This window comes from Allotabrizicola aquatica (SeqCode) (assembly GCF_965194375.1).
GTDB lineage: Bacteria > Pseudomonadota > Alphaproteobacteria > Rhodobacterales > Rhodobacteraceae > Tabrizicola_A > Tabrizicola_A aquatica.
Genome location: NZ_CBDAEL010000007.1, coordinates 86,753 through 106,464, shown reverse-complemented (window position 1 = coordinate 106,464; position 19,712 = coordinate 86,753). Strand labels below are relative to the sequence as shown.

The 19,712-nt window shown below is 62.4% G+C and carries 20 protein-coding genes; 12 read left to right on the top strand and 8 right to left on the bottom strand.

Annotation, left to right across the window (positions count from 1 at the left end; genetic code table 11):
- Positions 1 to 28 precede the first annotated feature (28 nt).
- Entirely contained in the window at positions 29 to 817 is a 789-nt protein-coding gene (locus tag AC72UB_RS10495; protein ID WP_505189729.1) for an exodeoxyribonuclease III, read from the top strand.
- Between the two features lie 242 nt (positions 818 to 1,059).
- Here the strand turns inward: AC72UB_RS10495 and AC72UB_RS10490 are convergent, their stop codons facing one another.
- Both AC72UB_RS10490 and AC72UB_RS10485 read right to left on the bottom strand, forming a co-directional pair.
- Positions 1,060 to 2,049, bottom strand: a complete 990-nt coding sequence (locus AC72UB_RS10490; RefSeq protein WP_505189728.1) for a flavin monoamine oxidase family protein — start codon at positions 2,047 to 2,049, stop codon at positions 1,060 to 1,062.
- A 178-nt stretch (positions 2,050 to 2,227) separates the two neighbouring features.
- Positions 2,228 to 2,980, bottom strand: a complete 753-nt coding sequence (locus AC72UB_RS10485) for a hypothetical protein (protein ID WP_505189727.1) — start codon at positions 2,978 to 2,980, stop codon at positions 2,228 to 2,230.
- 176 nt (positions 2,981 to 3,156) lie between these two features.
- Here AC72UB_RS10485 and AC72UB_RS10480 point away from each other — a divergent pair, with 176 nt between their 5' ends.
- From AC72UB_RS10480 to AC72UB_RS10465, 4 genes are read left to right on the top strand one after another with little or no spacing between them, the layout of a single operon-like run.
- Positions 3,157 to 3,813 carry an SOS response-associated peptidase gene (locus AC72UB_RS10480; protein ID WP_505189726.1) on the top strand — a complete coding sequence of 219 codons (657 nt, stop codon included), beginning with the start codon at positions 3,157 to 3,159 and terminating at the stop codon, positions 3,811 to 3,813.
- Entirely contained in the window at positions 3,803 to 4,411 is a 609-nt protein-coding gene (locus AC72UB_RS10475) for an ImuA family protein (RefSeq protein ID WP_505189725.1), read from the top strand. The genes AC72UB_RS10480 and AC72UB_RS10475 overlap by 11 nt, the downstream gene beginning before the upstream one ends.
- On the top strand, positions 4,392 to 5,819 hold the full coding sequence (locus AC72UB_RS10470) for a Y-family DNA polymerase (RefSeq protein ID WP_505189724.1): 1,428 nt from the start codon (positions 4,392 to 4,394) through the stop codon (positions 5,817 to 5,819). Before AC72UB_RS10475 ends, AC72UB_RS10470 begins: the two co-directional genes overlap by 20 nt.
- Positions 5,816 to 9,205, top strand: a complete 3,390-nt coding sequence (locus AC72UB_RS10465) for an error-prone DNA polymerase (RefSeq protein ID WP_505189723.1) — start codon at positions 5,816 to 5,818, stop codon at positions 9,203 to 9,205. The genes AC72UB_RS10470 and AC72UB_RS10465 overlap by 4 nt, the downstream gene beginning before the upstream one ends.
- 156 nt (positions 9,206 to 9,361) lie before the next feature.
- Here AC72UB_RS10465 and map read toward each other — a convergent pair whose 3' ends face one another.
- Positions 9,362 to 10,168: a type I methionyl aminopeptidase gene (map, locus tag AC72UB_RS10460; RefSeq protein ID WP_505189722.1), complete on the bottom strand. Its 807-nt coding sequence runs from the start codon at positions 10,166 to 10,168 to the stop codon at positions 9,362 to 9,364.
- A gap of 112 nt (positions 10,169 to 10,280) precedes the next feature.
- Here map and AC72UB_RS10455 point away from each other — a divergent pair, with 112 nt between their 5' ends.
- The 3 genes from AC72UB_RS10455 (at position 10,281) to AC72UB_RS10445 (ending at position 12,743) form a co-directional block, all read left to right on the top strand.
- The gene (locus AC72UB_RS10455) at positions 10,281 to 11,000 is read left to right on the top strand and encodes a competence/damage-inducible protein A (RefSeq protein WP_505189721.1); all 720 of its coding nucleotides are present in this window, start codon (positions 10,281 to 10,283) and stop codon (positions 10,998 to 11,000) included.
- Positions 11,001 to 11,002: 2 nt separating this feature from the next.
- On the top strand, positions 11,003 to 11,704 hold the full coding sequence (locus AC72UB_RS10450; RefSeq protein ID WP_505189768.1) for a GNAT family N-acetyltransferase: 702 nt from the start codon (positions 11,003 to 11,005) through the stop codon (positions 11,702 to 11,704).
- Between the two features lie 142 nt (positions 11,705 to 11,846).
- Positions 11,847 to 12,743, top strand: coding sequence for an OmpA family protein (locus AC72UB_RS10445; protein ID WP_505189720.1), 897 nt, complete (start codon positions 11,847 to 11,849; stop codon positions 12,741 to 12,743).
- A 32-nt stretch (positions 12,744 to 12,775) separates the two neighbouring features.
- Here AC72UB_RS10445 and AC72UB_RS10440 read toward each other — a convergent pair whose 3' ends face one another.
- Together AC72UB_RS10440 and AC72UB_RS10435 are read right to left on the bottom strand one after the other, a co-directional pair.
- Positions 12,776 to 13,681 (bottom strand): LysR family transcriptional regulator, encoded by a 906-nt coding sequence (locus AC72UB_RS10440; RefSeq protein WP_505189719.1) that lies wholly within the window; start codon positions 13,679 to 13,681, stop codon positions 12,776 to 12,778.
- Positions 13,682 to 13,825: 144 nt separating this feature from the next.
- Positions 13,826 to 14,716: a peptidoglycan DD-metalloendopeptidase family protein gene (locus AC72UB_RS10435; protein WP_505189718.1), complete on the bottom strand. Its 891-nt coding sequence runs from the start codon at positions 14,714 to 14,716 to the stop codon at positions 13,826 to 13,828.
- Positions 14,717 to 14,909: 193 nt separating this feature from the next.
- On the opposite strand from AC72UB_RS10435, the gene AC72UB_RS10430 reads away from it, so the two are divergent.
- The 3 genes from AC72UB_RS10430 (at position 14,910) to AC72UB_RS10420 (ending at position 16,775) form a co-directional block, all read left to right on the top strand.
- Entirely contained in the window at positions 14,910 to 15,488 is a 579-nt protein-coding gene (locus AC72UB_RS10430; protein ID WP_505189717.1) for a hypothetical protein, read from the top strand.
- A 130-nt stretch (positions 15,489 to 15,618) separates the two neighbouring features.
- Complete coding sequence (locus AC72UB_RS10425; RefSeq protein WP_505189716.1) at positions 15,619 to 16,392, top strand: DUF6478 family protein; 774 nt, start codon at positions 15,619 to 15,621, stop codon at positions 16,390 to 16,392.
- Positions 16,393 to 16,400: 8 nt separating this feature from the next.
- Positions 16,401 to 16,775 (top strand): hypothetical protein, encoded by a 375-nt coding sequence (locus AC72UB_RS10420; RefSeq protein ID WP_505189715.1) that lies wholly within the window; start codon positions 16,401 to 16,403, stop codon positions 16,773 to 16,775.
- Between the two features lie 83 nt (positions 16,776 to 16,858).
- Here AC72UB_RS10420 and ispH read toward each other — a convergent pair whose 3' ends face one another.
- From ispH to AC72UB_RS10405, 3 genes are all read right to left on the bottom strand, one after another.
- Complete coding sequence (gene ispH, locus AC72UB_RS10415; protein WP_505189714.1) at positions 16,859 to 17,812, bottom strand: 4-hydroxy-3-methylbut-2-enyl diphosphate reductase; 954 nt, start codon at positions 17,810 to 17,812, stop codon at positions 16,859 to 16,861.
- Between the two features lie 69 nt (positions 17,813 to 17,881).
- The gene (locus AC72UB_RS10410) at positions 17,882 to 18,316 is read right to left on the bottom strand and encodes a YqaA family protein (RefSeq protein ID WP_505189713.1); all 435 of its coding nucleotides are present in this window, start codon (positions 18,314 to 18,316) and stop codon (positions 17,882 to 17,884) included.
- A 51-nt stretch (positions 18,317 to 18,367) separates the two neighbouring features.
- Positions 18,368 to 18,943 carry a LabA-like NYN domain-containing protein gene (locus tag AC72UB_RS10405; RefSeq protein ID WP_463288753.1) on the bottom strand — a complete coding sequence of 192 codons (576 nt, stop codon included), beginning with the start codon at positions 18,941 to 18,943 and terminating at the stop codon, positions 18,368 to 18,370.
- Between the two features lie 141 nt (positions 18,944 to 19,084).
- Here AC72UB_RS10405 and folK point away from each other — a divergent pair, with 141 nt between their 5' ends.
- Positions 19,085 to 19,678 carry a 2-amino-4-hydroxy-6-hydroxymethyldihydropteridine diphosphokinase gene (gene folK, locus AC72UB_RS10400; RefSeq protein ID WP_505189712.1) on the top strand — a complete coding sequence of 198 codons (594 nt, stop codon included), beginning with the start codon at positions 19,085 to 19,087 and terminating at the stop codon, positions 19,676 to 19,678.
- The last annotated feature ends 34 nt before the right edge of the window (positions 19,679 to 19,712 follow it).

Sequence of the window (19,712 nt, the reverse complement as noted above, 5' to 3'; positions counted from 1 at the left end):
TAAGCGGGCGGTCACCAAGGAGACCGCCATGCCCTTTACCCTTGCCACCTGGAACATCAATTCTGTCCGCTTGCGCGAGGGGCTGGTGGCCAAACTGATGTCCGAGGAGGCCCCGGACGTGCTGTGCCTGCAAGAGTGCAAAAGCCCGGTGGAGAAGATCCCGGTTGAGCAGTTTCAGGCGCTTGGCTACCGCTACATGGTGGCGCGGGGTCAAAAGGGTTATAACGGCGTGGCGATCCTGTCGAAGCTGCCGCTCACCGATGCGGGTGGACAGGATTACGCCAGCCTTGGCCATGCCCGGCATGTGGCGGCCCGGCTGGACAACGGCGTGACCATCCACAATTTCTATGTGCCTGCAGGTGGGGATATTCCCGACCGGACCGAGAATGAAAAATTCGGCCAGAAGCTCGATTTCCTGACCGAGATGCGTGATGCCTTCCGGGCGGATGCGCCGCAGAAAGCCATTCTGGTGGGCGATCTGAACATTGCACCGCGCGAAGATGATGTCTGGGATCACAAATCGCTGTTGAAGATTGTGTCGCACACCCCGATCGAAGTGGCGCATCTGACGGACACGCAAGAGGCCGGGAAATGGGTGGATATCACCCGCGCCGATGCTCCCCAGGGCAAGCTTTACAGCTGGTGGAGTTACCGCGCCGCCGACTGGAATGCCGCCGACAAGGGCCGCCGGTTGGACCATATCTGGGCCACGCCTGACATTTCGAGTGCTGCGCATGGCAGCCGGATCCTGCGCCCCGCCCGTGGTTGGGAGCAGCCGAGCGACCATGTGCCGGTTTTCGCGACGTTTGATGTGTGATGCGTGGGGGGAGAAAAGTCCAATAAGCGGAACTGCAGGAAGGCAAGACCGAAATCGCAGGTCCGGCCTTAACCCTGCAGTTTGGTTTCCCCGACAAGGTGGTTCATGGAACATGTCCAGCCCTTCAGCGAAGGGCGCACCTATCGTCCAAATTTGATCCACTCGGATATGCAACGGCGTCACCGAACGCTTAGCCCCGAAGCAGAGCAGATTGCGGTATGGGGAGCTTCGCTACGTTAAAATCAGACCGCGACAACACGAAGGGCGGTATGCGCCGCTTCGGCGGCCTCCAGCGCACCTTCCAAAAACCCGCCAGCTTCAGGCGCTGCCTCGGTTCCGGCGAAGATCAGGCGGCGGGTGGGTGGTAATGCGGTGTAGGTCGGGTGAGCGGGAGGTGGTGTTCGGTCGGCATCTGTGGCCGTTGCGCTGTCCGTGCTCCAATCCTTGATGATCACATCATCGGGCGACGCCGCCCCGTGCCCAAACAGCCGCACCAATTGGGCGATGGCTGCGTCACGAAAGCCGGGCTGACGCGCCGCACCGAGTTGGGCGAAACCGAACAGCGCACCTGTCTTTGCATTAACGGGCGAGGCGTCGTGAATTTCGGCCATTGGCCCACAGTGCGAGATCGCATCACCATTCAGCCCCATTTCGCGCCAAAAGGCCTTGGGATAGATCGCAACCAGCTTGGCATGCCCTGCCATCCATGTGGGCACATCGGGGACAGAAATGCCGAGACCTGCGGCCAGACGTGGTGGCATCGCAACGACGACGCGTTTGGCGCGCGTGATGCCCTCCATCGTCAAGACGCTCACGCCGCTGGCCTCTTCGACCACTTGGCGCACGCGGCACGCAAGGCGCAGGTTGGTGCCCAGCTTTCCCGCCAAGGCATGGGTTACCCGCGACAACCCACCCTCGACACGCAGCGCGCCGCTCATGGTTGCAAAATCGAGATCCCGACGGATCCTTCCTTCGATGTCTTCAAACACCAGCCGCCCGGATGCGTGTTGGTCAAAGGTCTGCAGACCCAGATCGTTAAGCAGCGCCAACATGCGGTGGTTGTGCGGCCAAATCCAAGATGGCCCAAGGTCATAGCCGTTGTGTGACAGAACTCTGCCGCCGACCCGGTCCCTGGCTTCCAGCACCATCACATCTCGCCCCTCAGCTTTTAGCGCTGTTGCCAGTGAAAGACCTGAAAGCCCTGCGCCGATGATGCAGATATCTGTATCCATGTTTATGCATGGCCTTTTGTTTTTTGATGCGGGTGGCGACCCGCCCACCAACACGCCCGCGCGCGCCGTAGCAATTGCACAGCTTCATCCAGTGTTAAAGGTATGTCTGGCCAGACCTGCCAGACACTGGAACGGTTTGCCCGTTCCACAGCGCCGACCCAAGAGGCCAAAAGCCTCTCTACCGCCCCGGCATCAGCCCCATCTGCTGGGTGTCGCGCAGATAGGCCGCCATCTCTTGCCAATTCTCCACCCCGCTTTCCAAGGGTGCGGTGAATTGCTTCACGTGGTCAGAGGCCAAAAGCGCCCCGTCGCCGGCAGACCCCAGAAACCCCATCAGCGCCTTGCGGGCGGTCACGTCGTTGATGCGGTCATAGTCCAGCACATGCGTCACCTCTGGCCCGTTTTTCTCCAGCGCCTTTTGCGCGTCCTCGGTCAGGCGGCGGTGGCTGCCCATCGACTTTTCAAACCGCGTCGCGTCGAACCGGATCGGGCGTTTCAGATCAAGGCCCGCGTCCTTGTTCTTTTCTGTCACCACAAACACCCCGGTCAGATCGGCTCGCTCCATCGAGATGTAGCGCTCAATCGGGTTGCGGAACAAAAACACCTTCCGCCAGCCCTTTGAGTTCAGTATCTGCTGATAGATTTTCACCCGCGTCAGGTTGAAGCGGAAATCCTTGAAGCCAAAGATCACCCCCTCGGCGTCAGTCTTTTTGCGCAGGCGGTTCAACAGCGCCATGCCCAACTCGTCACGCTTGTCGGTGTCTTTCTTGCCCAGCTCGACAAAGGCCAGCTCTTCGGGCGGCAATTCCACCTCGCTGCCTTTGAAAATCTCGCCATAGCAGCGAATGTCGGGCGCGCTGTCGAGAAGGGCGCGCATGTGGTAAGATCCGCTGCGGGGCAGGGTGATGATGACAAAGGGGCTTTTCGACATGTTCGACATGGGGGCCGGGAACCTGTGCGTGCTGAAATTGGCGGCAACTTAGCCCAAGCGCGCCATGCTGTCACCCAAGGGCACAATGCGGACCCTGCAGGCGTGGCAATTCCGCCCCGTTTGAATTTGCCAAATGTTCCTCTATTGTTCTATATGATTCCCTCAGCGTGGCCGCCATGTGCAACCTTTACTCGCAAACCAAAAGCCAAGACGCCATGCGCCATGTCTTTGACGTGGTTGACGATCAGGCTGGCAATCTGCCACCCCTGACCGGGATTTTCCCCGATTACCCGGCGCCGATCATCACCGCCACGCCGCAGGGCCGACGTCTGTCTCTGGCGCGTTGGGGTATGCCGACCCCGCCCCAGTTTCTGACAGGCAAGCGCAGCGATCCGGGCGTAGCCAATATCCGCAACACCGCCTCGCCGCATTGGCGGCGCTGGCTGGGGGTGGAGCATCGCTGTCTGGTGCCGTTCACCAGTTTTTGTGAAATCGACACCCGGCCTGACGCTCCGCGCAACCACCCGATCTGGTTCGCGTTGGGTCCTGACCGCCCGCTGGCCTGTTTTGCAGGCCTGTGGACCGAGTGGACCTCGGTGCGCAAGGTGAAGGACGGCGAGGTGACAGTGCCCTGTTTCGCCTTTCTCACCTGCGATCCGAACCGCGAGGTGGGCCGTATTCACCCCAAGGCGATGCCGGTGATCCTGACCCGGCCCGAAGAATGGGCGCAATGGCTAAGCGCCCCCACGCCGCGCGCGCTGGAACTCCAGCGCCCCTTGCCCGATGGCGAGTTGGACATCGTGGCCGAAGGTTCGCGCGCCGATGGGCCTTGATCTCAGACCCAAGGCCCCGGACGACCCCCTGACCCTCCGTGCGCGCCGTGTGCATGAGGTGGAAGGCCGTAGCGGACGGCTCTTTGCCCTCTTGCAGGCCGCGCAGACCAAGGGGCCGATCTTCTGGATCCTGCCCGCCTATGTGCCCGAAGGCCCGATGCTCTGGGGGCTGCCGCAAGGCATGGCTGAACGGCTGCATCTGGTGCGGGCCAAGGGCGAAACCGATCTCTTATGGGCCACCGAAGAGGCCCTGCGCAGCGCCAATGTCGGGGCCGTTCTGGCCGAGCCGGACAAACCCCTAAGCCTGACCGCCGGGCGTCGGCTGCAACTGGCCGCCGAGGCCGGGCGCACGCTGGGGCTGATGCTGATCCGGCAGGGCCAGGGCAGCAACGCCACGGAAACCCGTTGGGTCTGCGCACCTATGCCCAATCCTGCCGTCCCTGCAGATGCAGACTCGACTCTGCATCGGTGGTCCCTTATCAAGAACAAATCAGGAACACTTGGAGATTGGACGGTTCGTTGGAATGGTGCGTCGGCTGCTTTCTATCTGGTTTCCAAGGCTGGCGAGCGACCAAGCCTTGCGCCGCCGCCCCTGTGAGGGGCCGTTTGCCCTGACCCTGCGGTCAGGCAATACCGATCATCTGCATTGTGTGAACCGGGCGGCGCTGGCCTTGGGGCTTGTGCGGGGCATGGCGCTGGCGGATGCCCGTGCCATTTGCCCCGATCTGTCCACCCGCCCGGCCGATCTGCAGGCCGAGGCCGCGGCGCTGGAAACGGTGCGGCGCTGGGCGGTGCGCTATGCGCCGATGGTGGCGGCAGATGGCCCCGATGGGTTGATCGCTGATGTCACCGGGGTCGGGCATCTTTTTGGCGGTGAGAGTGAGTTGCGCGCCGATCTGCATGCCGCCCTTGACCGGATGGGCCTGACTGCTGTCAGCGCCATTGCCGAAACTCGGGGGGCGGCGCATGCCTTGGCGCGCCACGGCGCGGGCGGCGTGATTGGTGAAGCTGGGCTGTCCCGCGCGCTGGGCCCCTTGCCGGTGGCGGCGCTGCGGATCGACAGGGCCACGGCTGAAGGCCTTGCCCGCCTTGGCCTCGCGCGCATTGCCGATCTCATGGCGCAGCCCCGCGCCCCTTTGGCGCGCCGCTTTGGTCCGGATCTGATGTATCGGCTGGATCAGATGCTGGGCACGCAGCCTGAACCCGTCGCCGCTCCCGTGGACGCGCCGCATTTCGGCGTGCGGATGACCCTGCCCGAACCGATCGGGCGGCAGGACGATGTCATGGCAGGCCTGCTGCGGCTGCTTGACCGGCTCTGCGCCACGCTTGCCCATCACCAAAGGGGCGCGCGCCGTCTGAGGTTGGATCTGCAGCGGGTGGATCGTGAAACGGTCACAGTCGAGATCGGCCTTGCCCAGGCCATGCGCGATGCAGGCCGGATCGCGGCCCTCTTCCAACGCGGGGTCGACGACGTGGACGCAGGGTTCGGCATTGACGCTTTGCGCCTGACGGCCCCCGTCACCGAACCCCTTGCGCCAACCCAGATCGCCACCACCCAGATCACGCCCGGTCAGGCCGCCCCGCAGGACGGGCTGGCCGATCTTGTGACGCGGCTGGGCAATCGCCTTGGTTTCGACGCCATCCAGCATCTTCTGCCCGCCACCAGCCTGATCCCCGAGCGCAGCTTTCTTGTCGCCCCATCGGCCTATTCCACCCCTGCTCCCCGCCCCGTGCCGGCCCATCCGCGCCCGCTGATCCTTTTCCCGCCTGAACCTGTCAGCGCCTCGGGCCTTCCGCCCGTGCGCTTTCGCTGGCGGCGGATGTCCTTTTCCACCCTGCGCGCCACCGGGCCTGAACGCATCGCCCCCGAATGGTGGTTTGATGATCCGAACTGGCGCACGGGCCTGCGCGACTATTGGCGGATCGAAACCTGCGAAGGCCCGCGCCTGTGGCTGTTCCAAACGCCGCAATCGCCTGGCTGGTATGCCCAAGGGGAGTTTGCATGACACCGCCCCCCCATTTTCATCTTGGCCCAAATACTCTGGGGGAGGCGCGGCCCCGATCTGATCGGGGTCGCGACGGGGGCAACGCCCCCCCTTATGCCGAGCTTTGCGTGACCTCCAATTTCACCTTCCTCACCGGGGCCTCCCACCCCGAGGAACTGGTCACCCGCGCCGCCGAACTGGGCCTTGCCGCCATCGCCATCACCGACCGCAATTCGCTGGCCGGGGTGGTGCGGGCCCATTCGGCGCTCAAGGAATTGCGCCGCTTGGGCGAGGAGCCTGCCGAGCATGGTGCAGCCATCCGCTCGCAAGCGCGCACCGATCCCTCCAGCCGACAAGCCCATGCCCCCGAAACTCCGGTGCCCATGGTGCAATCCTTGCCACGCCTCATCATCGGCGCGCGGCTGGTGCTGACCGATAGCGCCGTGGATTGGTTGGCGCTGCCCACCGACATGGCCGCCTATTCCCGGCTGACGCGGCTTTTGTCCTTGGGCAAACGCCGTGCGCCCAAGGGCGAATGTCACCTGACCCGTGCCGATCTTCTGGATTGGGGGCAGGGCATGGTGCTGATCGCCCTGCCGCCTGATCCGCTGTCGGCCCCATCCCCCAAGGCTGATCTGATGCAGATCGCCCGTCGCTTTCCGGGTTTTGCCCATCTGGGCGCCGCCCCGCGCTATGATGGGCGCGATCAGCCCCGGCTGGATGCGCTGGCTCAGATCTGCCAGACCACCGGCTTGCCCATGGTGGCGGTGGGCGATGTGCTGATGCACCGCGCCGCCCGCCGCCCCTTGGCCGATGTGCTGACCTGCCTTCGCCTTGGCATCACCATTGATGAAATCGGCCCGCACCGCCTGCCCAATGGCGAGCGTCGTCTGAAATCGGGCGCAGAAATGGCGCGGCTCTTTCACCGCTACCCCGCCGCGCTGCGCCGCACGATTGATATCGCCACCCGCTGCAGTTTCAGCTTGGACGAGCTGCGCTATCAATACCCCGATGAGGCGCAGAACGGCGAACCGGCTCAATCCCGGCTAGAACGGCTGACGCGTGAGGGCCTGTTGTGGCGCTATCCCCAAGGTGCCCCGCCCAAGATCATCGCCCGCGTCGACAAGGAACTGACCCTGATCCGCGAGGTGGACTATGCCCCTTATTTCCTCACCGTGCATGACATCGTGCAATTCGCCCGATCCAAAGGCATCCTGTGCCAAGGGCGCGGCTCGGCGGCGAATTCGGTGGTCTGCTATCTTCTGGGGATCACCGAGGTGCCGCCTGAAAGCATCACTCTGATCTTCGAACGCTTCATCAGTAAAGAACGCGGCGAGCCGCCTGATATTGACGTCGATTTCGAACATGAACGGCGCGAAGAGGTGATCCAGTGGATCTATGACCGCTATGGCCGCGACCGCGCGGGGCTGACGGCGGTGGTTATCCACTTCCGCAGCCGCGCCGCCATCCGCGAGGTGGGCAAGGCGATGGGCCTCAGCCAAGACGTGATCGCGCGTCTGGCAGGGCAGATCTGGGGCTGGTCCTCTTCTGCCCCCTCGGCAGATCGGGTCCGTGACGCGGGGCTTGATCCTGCCGACCGCCGCGTGATGCTGGCCTTGCAGTTGATCGGCGACATCATCGGCTTTCCCCGCCACCTGTCGCAACATGTCGGCGGCTTTGTCATCACCCAAGGGCGGCTGGATGAGCTTTGCCCCATCGAGAACGCCGCGATGGAGGATCGCACTATCATCGAATGGGACAAGGACGACATCGACGCGCTGGGGCTTCTCAAGGTGGATATCCTCGCGCTGGGGATGCTGACCTGCATCCGCAAGGCGTTTGACCTTTTGGCGCAGCATCGCGGCCTTGGTCTGACGCTCGCCAATGTCCCAGCCGAGGATCCGCAGGTCTATGACATGCTGTGCCGTGCCGATGCGATTGGGGTCTTTCAGGTGGAAAGCCGGGCGCAACTTAACTTTCTGCCCCGCATGCGGCCGAGAGAATTTTACGATCTGGTCTGCGAGGTTGCCATTGTCCGGCCCGGCCCCATTCAGGGCGGCATGGTGCATCCCTTCATCAATCGCCGTCAGGGTAAGGAACCGGTAGAAGATCTGGGCCCCGCCATGATGGAGGTCTTGGGCCGCACCTATGGCGTGCCCTTGTTCCAAGAACAGGCCATGCAGATCGCCGTGGTGGCCGCAGGCTTTACCCCGGCCGAGGCAGACCGGCTGCGGCGGTCCTTGGCCACCTTCAAACGCATGGGTACCATCGGTGGCTTTCGCGATCGGTTCATCTCGGGCATGCTTGAACGCGGCTATCAGGCCGATTTTGCCGCGCGCTGCTTTGCCCAGATCGAGGGGTTCGGCAGCTATGGCTTTCCCGAAAGCCACGCGGCCAGCTTTGCCCGGTTGGTCTATATCTCGGCTTGGCTGAAACGCCATCATCAGGCGGCCTTCACCTGTGCGCTTTTGAACTCGCAATCCATGGGCTTTTATGCCCCCGCCCAACTGGTGCGCGATGCCCGTGAGCGCGGGGTCGAGGTGCGACCGATCTCGGTGGACCATTCGGCATGGGATTGTACGCTGGAACCCCGCCCCGATGGCCAGCTTGCCCTGCGCTTGGGCTTTCGCCAGATCAAGGGCCTCAAGGCGGAAGATGCCGACTGGATCGTGGCGGCGCGCGGCAATGGCTACCCGGATGTTGAAAGCCTGTGGCGCCGGGCTGGTGTTGGCCCTGATGTTCTGGAACGTCTGGCCGAAGCCGATGCCTTCACGCCGCTTGGCCTAACACGGCGCGAAGCACTCTGGGCCGCCAAGGCACTGCGTGGGCCTGCTCCTCTGCCCCTGTTTGGCGCGGATGGCGAGGGCGGGGTGGAACCGACAGTCACCCTGCCCGGCATGACCCTTGGGCAGGAAATGATCGAAGACTACCTTTCGCTGCGCCTGTCGCTGCGTGGCCATCCGATGGAACTGTTGCGCCCCCGCCTGCCCGGCCTGACCCCACATGACCGCCTGCCCACCGCCAAAGGCCGCATCAGCGTCGCCGGGCTGGTCATCACCCGCCAACGCCCGGGCACTGCCTCGGGCGTGATCTTCCTGACGCTTGAGGATGAAACCGGGGTGTCCAACGTGGTGGTCTGGACGCGTATCTACGAGACCTTCCGCCGCGCCGTGATCGCGGGCCGCCTTTTGCGGGTCACCGGACGTATCGAACACGACGGCCCCATCACCCACCTGATCGCTGAACAGGTCGAAGACATCTCCCCCCTCCTGTCGAGCCTTGGCCGAAGCCATCTCATCGACCCCACCGAAGGCCGCGCCGACGAAACCCGCCGCGCCGTCGCCCCGCGCAAATACCACCCCCGCGACCAAGCCAAGGCGCTGTTTCCCAGCCGCGATTTTCACTGACCCCCTCAAAACACCAGACGGCCCATAATTTCATCTTGGCAAAAATACTCCCGCCGGAGGCTCCTATGGCCGATGCCGAACGCTCCGCGGGGAGTATTTAGACCAAGATGAAAGCAAAGAGCGCCGGAACGACTCGACGCGCCTGCTTTGGGCGCTTCAGCGGGTGTGGAAGAATCTACCTGCCGGCGAGAGCGTGAAGATCTCGCAGCCTGTCGCGGTCACGCCGATGGAATGTTCGAACTGCGCCGAGAGCGACTTGTCGCGGGTGACCGCCGTCCAGTCATCGGCCAGCGTCTTGGTTTCTGGGCGGCCGAGGTTCACCATGGGTTCGATGGTGAAGAACATGCCCTCTTCCAGCACCGCACCCTTGCCGGGGCGGCCATAGTGCAGGACATTCGGCGGCGCGTGGAACACTCGGCCAAGGCCGTGGCCGCAGAAATCGCGCACAACCGACATGCGGTTGGCTTCGACATAGGCCTGAATGGCATACCCGATGTCGCCGAAGGTGTTCCCGGGCTTCACGGCCGCAATCCCGCGCATCAGGGATTCGTGGGTCACTTCGATCAGGCGTTCGGCTTTTCGCGGGGCGGTGCCGGCCACATACATGCGGCTGGTGTCCCCGAACCAGCCATCCACGATGACTGTGACATCGATGTTCAGAATGTCACCATCGGCCAGCACTTTGCCCCCCGGAATGCCATGGCAGACCACGTGGTTGACCGAAATACAGCTCGCGTGCTGGTAACCTTTGTAACCGATGGTGGCCGACACCACGCCACGCCGCACGATCTCTTCCCGGATGAAGTCATCTAGCGCGGCCGTGCTGACACCGGGTTCCACCATCGGGCCCATCATGTCGAGAATTTCAGCGGCCACCCGACCGGCTGTGCGCATGCCGGCAAAATCCGCGTCCTCATAGATACGGATGCCGTCTTTGGTCACGCGGCCACGGGTGTCGTCCATCAGTCTTTCTCCGGTTCTGCGCCTAGATAGGCCAAGCGTCGGTTCTTGGCCAGAGGGGTTTGCCTTGCCCCGGCGCAGGGCTATACCCTGAGGAAAGCCAAGGAGGCGCGTCATGTCCAACCCCACCGCTGCGATGCTGGTCATCGGCGACGAAATCCTGTCCGGTCGGACCCGTGACAGCAATATGCATTATCTGGCCGGCGAACTGACGCGGATCGGGATCCGGTTGGCCGAAGTCCGGGTGGTGGCCGATGAACATGAAGCAATCGTTGCTGCGGTGAATGCCCTGCGCGCGGCTTATGACAATGTGTTCACCAGCGGTGGCATCGGTCCCACCCATGATGACATCACCGCCGATGCGATTGCGGCGGCCTTTGGCGCGCCGATCACCCACCGAGCCGACGCCATGGCCCTTTTGGGCGCGCATTATGAGCGGCAGGGGCTGCCCTTCAACGAGGCGCGTCAACGTATGGCACGCATTCCCGATGGGGCGGTGTTGATCGAAAATCCGATCTCCACAGCACCCGGCTTCACCTTGGGCAATGTCCATGTCATGGCCGGCGTGCCGTCGATCTTTCAGGCCATGGTGGCAAGTGTTCTGCCCAAGCTTACCGGCGGGGCACCGCTTCTGAGCCAGTCTTTGCGGGTGAACCGGGGTGAGGGCGAGATTGCCGCCGACTTCGGGGCCTTGGCGGGCGAATTCCCCGATTTGCAGATGGGCAGCTATCCGTTCAACACCAATGGGGTTTACGGCACCAATTTGGTGATCCGGGGCACCGATCCGGGGCGGCTGGATCAGGCAATGACCCGGCTCTGCGCGTTGTTCGGATGAGCATGGATCCGCAAACCCTCGCCGAAGTGATGGAGGCCACTTGGCCCCCTGCCGCGTGTCATCCCTGCGGCCCGTTCCTCTTGCGTGAGGGAAAAGGTGGGGGCAAGCGGGTTTCGGCGGCAACGGTCGAAGGCCCTTGGCAGCAAGAGGATCTGACCCTGGCCGAGGCCGAAATGGGCGTGGATCCATTGTTCTTGATCCGGGCAGGGGATGGCGCGCTGGATGAGGCCTTGGTGGCGCGTGGTTATCGGGTGGTTGATCCCGTCATCGCCTATGAAGCGCCCGTGGCGGACCTAATCGGCGAGGGTCCTCGCCGGATGACCACCTTTCCCCATTGGCCGCCGATGCAGATTGCGCGGCAGATCTGGGCTGATGCCGGGATCGGCCCGGCGCGGCTTGCGGTGATGGAGCGGGTTGACGGGGCCAAAGCGGTGATCCTCGGGCGGGCCAATGATCGTGCCTCTGGCGTGGCCTTTATCGCCTGTCATGGGCGGCAGGCTATGCTGCATGCGCTGGAGGTCGTGCCTGCCCTGCGTCGGCAAGGTTCCGCGCAGGATATGCTGCGCGCGGCGGCGGGATGGGCCGGGGCGCAAGGGGCTGATACTCTTGGCTTGGTGGTGACCGAAGCCAATGGCCCGGCCCGCGCACTTTATGCGCGGATGGGCATGAGGCCAGTTGGGCGCTATCACTACCGGCAACGATAGCCTCTTCCAAGGGCTCTGCATGATAATGGCGTTTCTTGACGGGCTGACAGGGTCGCCTACCCGGGTTGGGGTGGTCTGTGCAACGCTGGCGCTTTGGGGCCTCGCGCCGCAGGCACGAGCGCTTGATTTGGCCTTTCCCCCCTTGACCGAAACGACCGCCGGTCGTGCCGAAGCGATGTCATCGCTGCAATTGCCGATTGGGCCTTATGCAAATGGAACCTTGCCGACTGAGCGGGTTGAGGGCGCGGTGGAAATCACGGCCTATCGGGTGCCCCTAGAGAATGGCTCGACGCTGGAATTGATGCAGATCCTGCAAGAGCAATTGGCCACAGCGGGCTTTGCGGTGATCTTTGACTGCGAGACCGAGGTTTGTGGCGGGTTTGATTTTCGCTATGGCCTTGATGTGCTACCCGAGCCTGACATGCATGTGAATCTTAGCGATTTTCGATATCTGTCCGCCCGGCGCGGCGCGGCAGAGGACTTGGCCGTGTTGGTCAGCCGCGCGGGTCAGATCGGGTTCGTGCAAGTCATGCGAGTGGCGCGTGACGCAGGGAGGTTGACCACTCCAGAGGTTACGACGCCGCTTGTTGCGGGTGATCCACCAAAACTTGTCACCGATCTTGGTGAGACGGCGACGCCGATGGCCGCGCCTTCGCTGATCGCGGGTCTTGAGTCTGGCCTCTCGATGGTGATGGCTGATCTTGTCTTTGAACCCGGTTCATCCAGTCTTTCAACCGGGCAATATGAATCGGTGGTGCAACTTGCTGGCTGGCTGGCTACTGATCCGCGCCGAAAGGTTATGCTTGTCGGGCATACCGACGCATCGGGGGGATTTGAGGCAAACCTCCGTCTGTCGCGGTTGCGCGCTGAAAGTGTGCGGCAGGCCTTGCTGTCGATCCAAGGGGTTGTGCCAGATCAGGTGCAGGTAGAGGGCATCGGCCCGCTGGCCCCCCGTGTCACCAACCTGACCGAAGAAGGTCGGCGCCAAAACAGAAGGGTCGAGGTCATGGTGACCTCGACCGAACTGCTTGAGCGTTAAGAATGGCGCCATTGTGGGGCGGGGTTAGGCCGTCACCACAGGTCAGGGCCTTTGTCGATGTAACGGCGCGCCAGAAAGTCGATGAAGGCGCGAACTTTGGGCTGGGTAAAGCGGCCCGGCGGGTAAACCGCATAGATGCCAAGGGTTTCAACCGGAAGGCCCGGAATAGCCTCCTCCACCAGACCGTCTTTCATCGCATCGGCATAAAGGAACGAGGGCAGATAGGCGATGCCGAGGCCGGACACAGCCGCGTTCAAAAGCGATTGGCCGTCGTTGACCGTGAGCCAGCCAGCCGTGCGGACCTGACGCTTTTCGCCTGAAGGTGCGGTCAGCTTCCAGACGTTGCCGTTGGCCTGATTGGAATAATGCAGCAGCTTGTGATCGTTCAGATCGTCAATCTTCAACGGCCGACCATATTTATGGAAATAGGACGGCGAGGCGATCATGCGGCGGGTGGTTTCGGTCAGCTTGCGGGCGCGCAGCGAGCTGTCCTCCAGCTCTCCAACCCGAATGGCCAGATCGAAACCCTCCGAGATCAGTTCCACATAGCGGTTGTTCAGCACCATGTTGACAGTGATATCGGGGTATTCCAGCAGGAAGTCGCCCAGAATGGGGGACAAAAGGTTTACGCCGAAATCAGTGGCCACCGAGACGCGCAAAAGGCCCGAAGGCGCGGATTGCATCGAAGTGACCAGCGCGTCGGCCTCGCCCGCGTCGTTCAGCACGCGGCGGGCGCGGTCGTAATAGGCAAGGCCGATCTCGGTCGGTGAGACGCGGCGGGTGGTGCGGTTCAAGAGGCGCGCGCCAAGGCGGGCCTCCAGCGCCGAGACGTGTTTCGAAACGGCAGATTTCGAAATCCCCATCTTTTTGGCGGCGTCGGTGAAGCCGCCTTGGTCTACGACCGTGGCAAAGGCTTCCATTTCAGTCAGTCGGTCCATTTGTTTCCCCAAGCGAGCAGAGTGGGCAGATGGACTGTTATTGACCTCGAAATCGGGCAGGAACGGGGCGCGGGTGCGTTCTATCCGGGGTAATTGCGCGGATCGTTCATGGCGCGGAAACGAACTTGCCGCCTGTCATGGACGTCAGACCCGAAACCGTTCAGGCGCCAAGCGCAAGATCAAATTGGGGTCTGGGCAGATGGATTGCCAGACGTCCCAAAGGCTTTCATGGCCGACGCCAAAGAAGTTTCCGTCGGTCTGTTCCAGCATATCGGCCATGATCTGGAAATGGATATGCGCCGCCCAACCGCCGTTTTCGTGCCAGTCACCCAGATGGGCAATCAACTGACCCACCGCCACGGTATCGCCCACCTTGCACAGGCCCGGCAGTGTTTCGGCCAGATGGCCATAGAGCGTGTGGAAGGTCACATCCTCTGCCTCGTGTTCTAGAATGAGCGTGTGGCCGTAGTCCAAAGGATCGGCGTTATAGGTGACAAAGGCCACTTTGCCGGGCAGCGGGGCATAAACCGGCGTCATCGCTGGGGCAAAGACATCAATCCCAAGGTGATAGGTGCGCCGTTCCGGGCTGGCGCTGTCGGCGAATTGGTCGGTGGCATAAACCGAGCGTTTCTCGCCATAGCTGCCCAGACCGTAAGGCACGCCCTTGGCAGCAAACCAAGCGTCAAAGGTGCGGTCAGAAAAGGCGGGCATGTCGGGATGCTCACCGCGCGTCAGCAGGGCAAGGCTGGGTCCTTCGCTGATGGCGGGCAGGAAAAGCGGCGATACCTTGGCCTGTGTGAGATACTGGCGCAGCGCTGGTTCTATCGCCGCCGCAGGCAGACCTTGGCCGCGCCGGATCACCGCGCGCAGCAACCCCTGATCCACGCCACGCAACCGTGCGGCCTCATGCTTTGGCGCTGCGGCCAGCACCTCGGTCAGCGACAGGTCTGGCAGTTGTGCCGCAAGCCCGCGCAGGGCGGCGTAAAGATCGGCCTTTCCGGTCAGTGCGGCAGAGATCTTGGCGGCGCGTGTCATGGTGTTTCTCCCTTTGATGCCTGTGTTGCATGCCGCATTGGCCAAGGTCAAAGCCCCAAACGGCGCAAGGCGGCAACGGTTTGAAAATCTCGTGCCTGCCCGCTTGTTGTGGCAAAGCGTGCTGGATTAGCCTGCCTGACCAGAAAAGAGCGGCTGCACGGCTGCGTCAGGGCAGCAGTGGCGGGGCATGAGATTGAAACATCCGATATGGGCGCTTTTGGCAGGTGGACTGATCCTGCTGGGCTGCGTTGAGGGCTTAGGTTTTGGTGCAGGCGCTGCGCGACCAGTGTTGCAGGGGGGATTCACCATTGATGCGCCCACAGGCTATTGCATGGACGCAAAGGCCAGTCGGGAAACCGCAGACAGTGGCATCTATCTGATCGGGCGCTGCCGGCAGAACAGCCCGGTCGCGCCAGCCTTGATCAGCGTTTCTGTGGGCGCACCAGGTTCAGCCGGTGTCATGCTGGCGGGAGGCGAAGAACTTGCGGCCTTCTTTACCTCGGACGAAGGACGGGCGACCCTTTCGGCCAGTGGCGAAGCCTCAGCTGTGCGTGTGCTTGAGGCGCGCTCGACGGGGGAGACCGGGGAAATCTTTGTCATGCGTCTGCAAGAGCGTGGCGGCCCGGACTATTGGCGTGCGATCATGGGCACGCGTGGTCGGCTGGTGTCGGTTTCTGTTAGGGCTGCGGGCGACAACGCCCTTGCAAGCGAGTCAGGCCGTGAGGTTTTGGATCGTGCCATCGCGTCGCTGCAACGTGCCAACCGGCTTTGACAGGCCCTGCGCGATATTCCCGTGGACCGGACCCCGCCAACTCATTAACCATTTCAGGCGATAAGCGATTCGTTTCTATTTGGGCAACAATTTTGCCTCTATGCTTTTACAAGACGTAGATTGGGCTAGAATGGCTGGGGTGGTCAGCAAGTTTTTCGACAGGGTCCTGCACAAAAGGGTCCTGCGGCGCTGGGCGCAGGCCGGAGACGTGGCCAACTCTACCGATCTGGAATCGCTGCGTGGCATGCGCGCGCGGGCCCGTGCGCTGCGCCGCAATCTGGACCGTGTTATCCACGAAGCCGAACATCGGCTTGCCTTGCCGGTCATCGGGTCAAACATCATCCGCAAGCCGATGGGGACCGATTGGGCTTGGCGCCCCAATCTGTGGAAAGGGGCAATCCCGGTGCCGGGCTTTTCATCTGTGCCGAACAAGGCCGAAGTCTATCCCGGTGCCACGATCTTTCATGATTGCCGCCGCAGCGAGTTGACGGTTCGCCAGATTCGCAACACCCGTGAGGCCGATATCGCGCCCTTTGGCTTTCGCATGGACGTGTTTCGCTTTGACGGATCCTTCCTGTCCTTGGTGCTGGACCTGCCCGAAGAGGCCGCGCGCGGTCTGCGGCAAAAGCATTTGTTGCGGATGGATGTGATCGTGGAAATGGAGAAGCCGCTGGAGATTTTCGCGCGGTTGAACATCAAGCACGGGCCGAACGTCGAACAGATCGTGCGTGAATTGCCGCTGAACGAGGAAGAGGTGATGGTGGAATTTGACCTCGCCTATTCCAAGATGAACGAAAAGCGCGTCGAACGGTTGTGGGTGGACCTGATCTTTGAGGGGCCAGAGATGAATCAGGTGATCTTGCGCGATGTCACCTTCTCGCGCCGTCCCCGTGCGGAACTGTGAGGCCGATGATGACCGAATTGACCCTGACCAAAACCCGCATTCGCGCCGGTGTCTGGGAGGGCGTGCTGGCGGGCAGCCCCGTAGAACCGGTGCTTGATGTCCAGCATCTGGAAAAACCCGTGGCGGGGGTGACGGTGTCGGTTGTGCCAGAGCGCGAGGGGGAATGGCTGGTTCGCGTGCCGGTGCCGGTCGAGTTGCTCAGCGAGGGCGTTCAGACTTTTTTGATCCGCGATGCGGCGACGGGCGAAAAGCTGCAGCATTTCACCATCATCACCGGGGTGGCGATGGAGGATGACCTTCGCGCCGAGGTGGATCTGTTACGCGCTGAGTTGGACATGCTCAAGCGCGCGTTTCGGCGGCATTGTCTGGAAACCATGGGCTGACGACGGGCCTCCTCGGGCGCCTTCGGCGTCTCGTCGGGTGGCCCGCGCGAAGAGTGTCGCAGACAACGATGAGCGATGCGTGATCAGGTTTCGGCGCTGCGCAGCACGCGCGGCACTTTGAATTCCACATGTTCCTGCGCGGTTTCCACCAGCTCCACCGTGGTGGCAAAGCGCGCTTTGAACGCGTCGATCACCTCATTGACCAACAGCTCAGGCGCCGAGGCCCCGGCGGTCACGCCAACCGCACCAATGCCGTCCAGCGCGCGCCAGTCAATGTCGGTTGCCCGCTGGATCAACTGGCTATAACCGCAGCCCGCCGCGCTGCCGACCTCGACCAGCCGTTTGGAGTTGGACGAGTTCGGCGCACCGATCACCAAAAGCGCGTCGATTTTTGGCGCAATCGCCTTGACCGCCGCCTGCCGGTTGGTGGTGGCATAGCATATATCATCATGGGCAGGCGCAATGATCTTGGGAAAGCGGGCTTGCAAGGCAAGGGCGATTTCGGCCGTGTCATCCACCGAAAGGGTCGTCTGAGTGATGAAGGCAAGTTTGCTTTCATCCCGCACGCTCAGCTTGGCGACATCCTCGGTGGTTTCAACCAAAAGCACCTCACCGGGCGGCAACTGACCCATGGTTCCGATCACCTCGGGGTGGCCCACGTGGCCGATCATGATCATCTGGATGCCGTTTTCAAAATGCCGGGCCGCCTCGTTATGCACCTTGGTGACAAGGGGGCAGGTGGCATCGACGGCAATCATGTTGCGGCTGGCCGCTTCGGCTGGAACGGCCTTGGGCACGCCATGGGCCGAAAAGATGACAGGTCTGTCCGTCGGGCATTCGTCCAACTCTTCGACAAAGACCGCGCCCTTGGCGCGCAACCCGTCAACGACGAATTTGTTGTGCACGATCTCATGGCGCACATAGACCGGCGCGCCCCATTTCTCGATCGCCAGTTCGACGATCTTAATCGCGCGGTCTACACCAGCGCAAAAGCCACGCGGCGCGGCAAGGTAAAGGGTCAGGGGCGGCAGGCTCATGGTGTCACCTTTGAGAGGGGGCAGCACAGAGCTAAGGCGTCGCGCGGCTTTGGTCTAGAGGGGATTGTGTCAAAGTGCGGCGTTGGTTGCCATTGCCAAAGCAACATAGCGCCCCGTCTTGGCCAGTGTGATCAGCGCAATGAAGGGCAAAAGCGGCATCCGCAAGGTCCCGGCGAGCAGCACCAACAGATCACCGCCGGGCAGCCAAGACAGCAAAAGCGACCAGCGGCCCCAGCGTGCGAACCATGTTTCGGCCCGCGCCATCTTTTCGGGTGGCAGACGAAACCAGCGCCAAAGGCCAAGGCCGCCAAGGCCACGGCCTGCGGCATAGGTCACACAGGATCCAAGGATGTTGCCAAGGCTGGCCACGATCACAAGGGCTGTGATCGACCAGCCGCTTGCCGCCAAGGCGATAAAGGCCAGTTCTGACTGCATGGGAATTGGGGTGGCGGCCAGAAAGGCCGCCAGAAACATTCCCGAAAGCACAGAAATTTCAGACCACATCGGGCATAGGTAGTCCCGCAGGAGCGGACTTCCAAGCCCAATGGGTTTCGATCACTTCTCTTCGACTTGTAGCTCGTCACGCTCCAAGGGACGCGGGTCGCGCGGCGGGCGGCCGATGACATCGCGCAGCTCGTCCAGTTCGATGAAGTTGTCGCACTGGCGGCGCAGTTCATCCGAGATCATCGGCGGCTGGCTGCGGATGGTCGATACGACCGAAACCCGCACACCCTGACGCTGAAGGCTTTCGACCAACGGGCGGAAATCGCCGTCGCCCGAGAAGATCACGATGTGATCAACACGGTTGGCCAGCTCCATCGCATCGACGGTCAGTTCGATGTCCATGTTGCCTTTGACTTTCCGACGGCCTTGGCTGTCGGTGTATTCCTTGGCCGGCTTGGTGCGCATGGTAAAGCCGTTGTAATGCAGCCAGTCCACCAGCGGGCGGATCGGGGAATAGTCGTCATTCTCCAAAAGCGCTGTGTAGTAGAAGGCGCGCAGCAGTTTCCCGCGGCGCAGGAATTCTTGACGCAGAAGCTTGTAGTCGATGTCGAACCCCAGCGACTTTGCCGCCGCGTAAAGGTTTGATCCGTCAATGAACAGCGCCAGCCGCTCGTCCTTGTAAAACATTGCCTTGTCCCCTCAATCAGTTGCGCGTCAATCGAACTTCTGCCAGTGGTCTTCGTGATGTAGAGATCCATCGAGCCAACGGGGTTCGATAGCAGCGCTGCTGATGTCGCGACAAGCCTAACTAAAGAGAGGGTTTCATCGGTGGATAGTGCGGGAACCCAACTCTTGGTCGCGCTGGGGGCCAATCAACCGTTCGAGCGATGGACGCCAGATCAGCTTGTGCCCGAAGCCGCGCGCCAGATCGCGCTCGAATTCGGTGGCGCGCTGCGGTTGAGTGCGCTGTATAGGACGCCGTGTTTTCCGGTTGGCGCGGGCCCCGATTATGTGAACGCCGCAGCGCTGGTGACTGTGCCACGTCCGGTTGCGGCGGATCAGGCCTTGCAGACCTTGCACCAGATTGAGGCCCGCTTTGGCCGCCAGCGCATCACCCGTTGGGGTGCCCGCACGCTGGACATTGATCTTTTGGCCATGGGCGATGCGGTGCTGCCCGATCTGGCCGAGCAAGGCAGATGGCGCACCCTGCCGTCCGAAGATCAGGCGCGAGTTGCGCCGGACCGCTTGATTTTGCCACATCCGCGCCTGCAAGACAGGGCTTTTGTGCTGGTGCCCCTTGCAGATGTGGCTGCCGACTGGCGCCACCCGGTTTTGGGGCTGAGCGTGGCCGAAATGCTGGCCGCTTTGCCTGCCAGTGCCCGCGCCGAGGTCGTCCGCCTGAACCCCGCTGCATCCTTTTGATTATAGGCTTGTCAAGCCCCCGGTTCGCGCCTAA

Coding starts and splice junctions, on each gene's coding strand:
- AC72UB_RS10495 (WP_505189729.1), top strand. CDS start 29: ATGCCCTTTACCCTTGCCACCTGGAACATCAATTCTGTCCGCTTGCGC.
- AC72UB_RS10490 (WP_505189728.1), bottom strand. CDS start 2,049: ATGGATACAGATATCTGCATCATCGGCGCAGGGCTTTCAGGTCTTTCA.
- AC72UB_RS10485 (WP_505189727.1), bottom strand. CDS start 2,980: ATGTCGAAAAGCCCCTTTGTCATCATCACCCTGCCCCGCAGCGGATCT.
- AC72UB_RS10480 (WP_505189726.1), top strand. CDS start 3,157: ATGTGCAACCTTTACTCGCAAACCAAAAGCCAAGACGCCATGCGCCAT.
- AC72UB_RS10475 (WP_505189725.1), top strand. CDS start 3,803: ATGGGCCTTGATCTCAGACCCAAGGCCCCGGACGACCCCCTGACCCTC.
- AC72UB_RS10465 (WP_505189723.1), top strand. CDS start 5,816: ATGACACCGCCCCCCCATTTTCATCTTGGCCCAAATACTCTGGGGGAG.
- map (WP_505189722.1), bottom strand. CDS start 10,168: ATGGACGACACCCGTGGCCGCGTGACCAAAGACGGCATCCGTATCTAT.
- AC72UB_RS10455 (WP_505189721.1), top strand. CDS start 10,281: ATGTCCAACCCCACCGCTGCGATGCTGGTCATCGGCGACGAAATCCTG.
- AC72UB_RS10450 (WP_505189768.1), top strand. CDS start 11,003: ATGGATCCGCAAACCCTCGCCGAAGTGATGGAGGCCACTTGGCCCCCT.
- AC72UB_RS10440 (WP_505189719.1), bottom strand. CDS start 13,681: ATGGACCGACTGACTGAAATGGAAGCCTTTGCCACGGTCGTAGACCAA.
- AC72UB_RS10435 (WP_505189718.1), bottom strand. CDS start 14,716: ATGACACGCGCCGCCAAGATCTCTGCCGCACTGACCGGAAAGGCCGAT.
- AC72UB_RS10425 (WP_505189716.1), top strand. CDS start 15,619: ATGGCTGGGGTGGTCAGCAAGTTTTTCGACAGGGTCCTGCACAAAAGG.
- AC72UB_RS10420 (WP_505189715.1), top strand. CDS start 16,401: ATGACCGAATTGACCCTGACCAAAACCCGCATTCGCGCCGGTGTCTGG.
- ispH (WP_505189714.1), bottom strand. CDS start 17,812: ATGAGCCTGCCGCCCCTGACCCTTTACCTTGCCGCGCCGCGTGGCTTT.
- AC72UB_RS10410 (WP_505189713.1), bottom strand. CDS start 18,316: ATGTGGTCTGAAATTTCTGTGCTTTCGGGAATGTTTCTGGCGGCCTTT.
- AC72UB_RS10405 (WP_463288753.1), bottom strand. CDS start 18,943: ATGTTTTACAAGGACGAGCGGCTGGCGCTGTTCATTGACGGATCAAAC.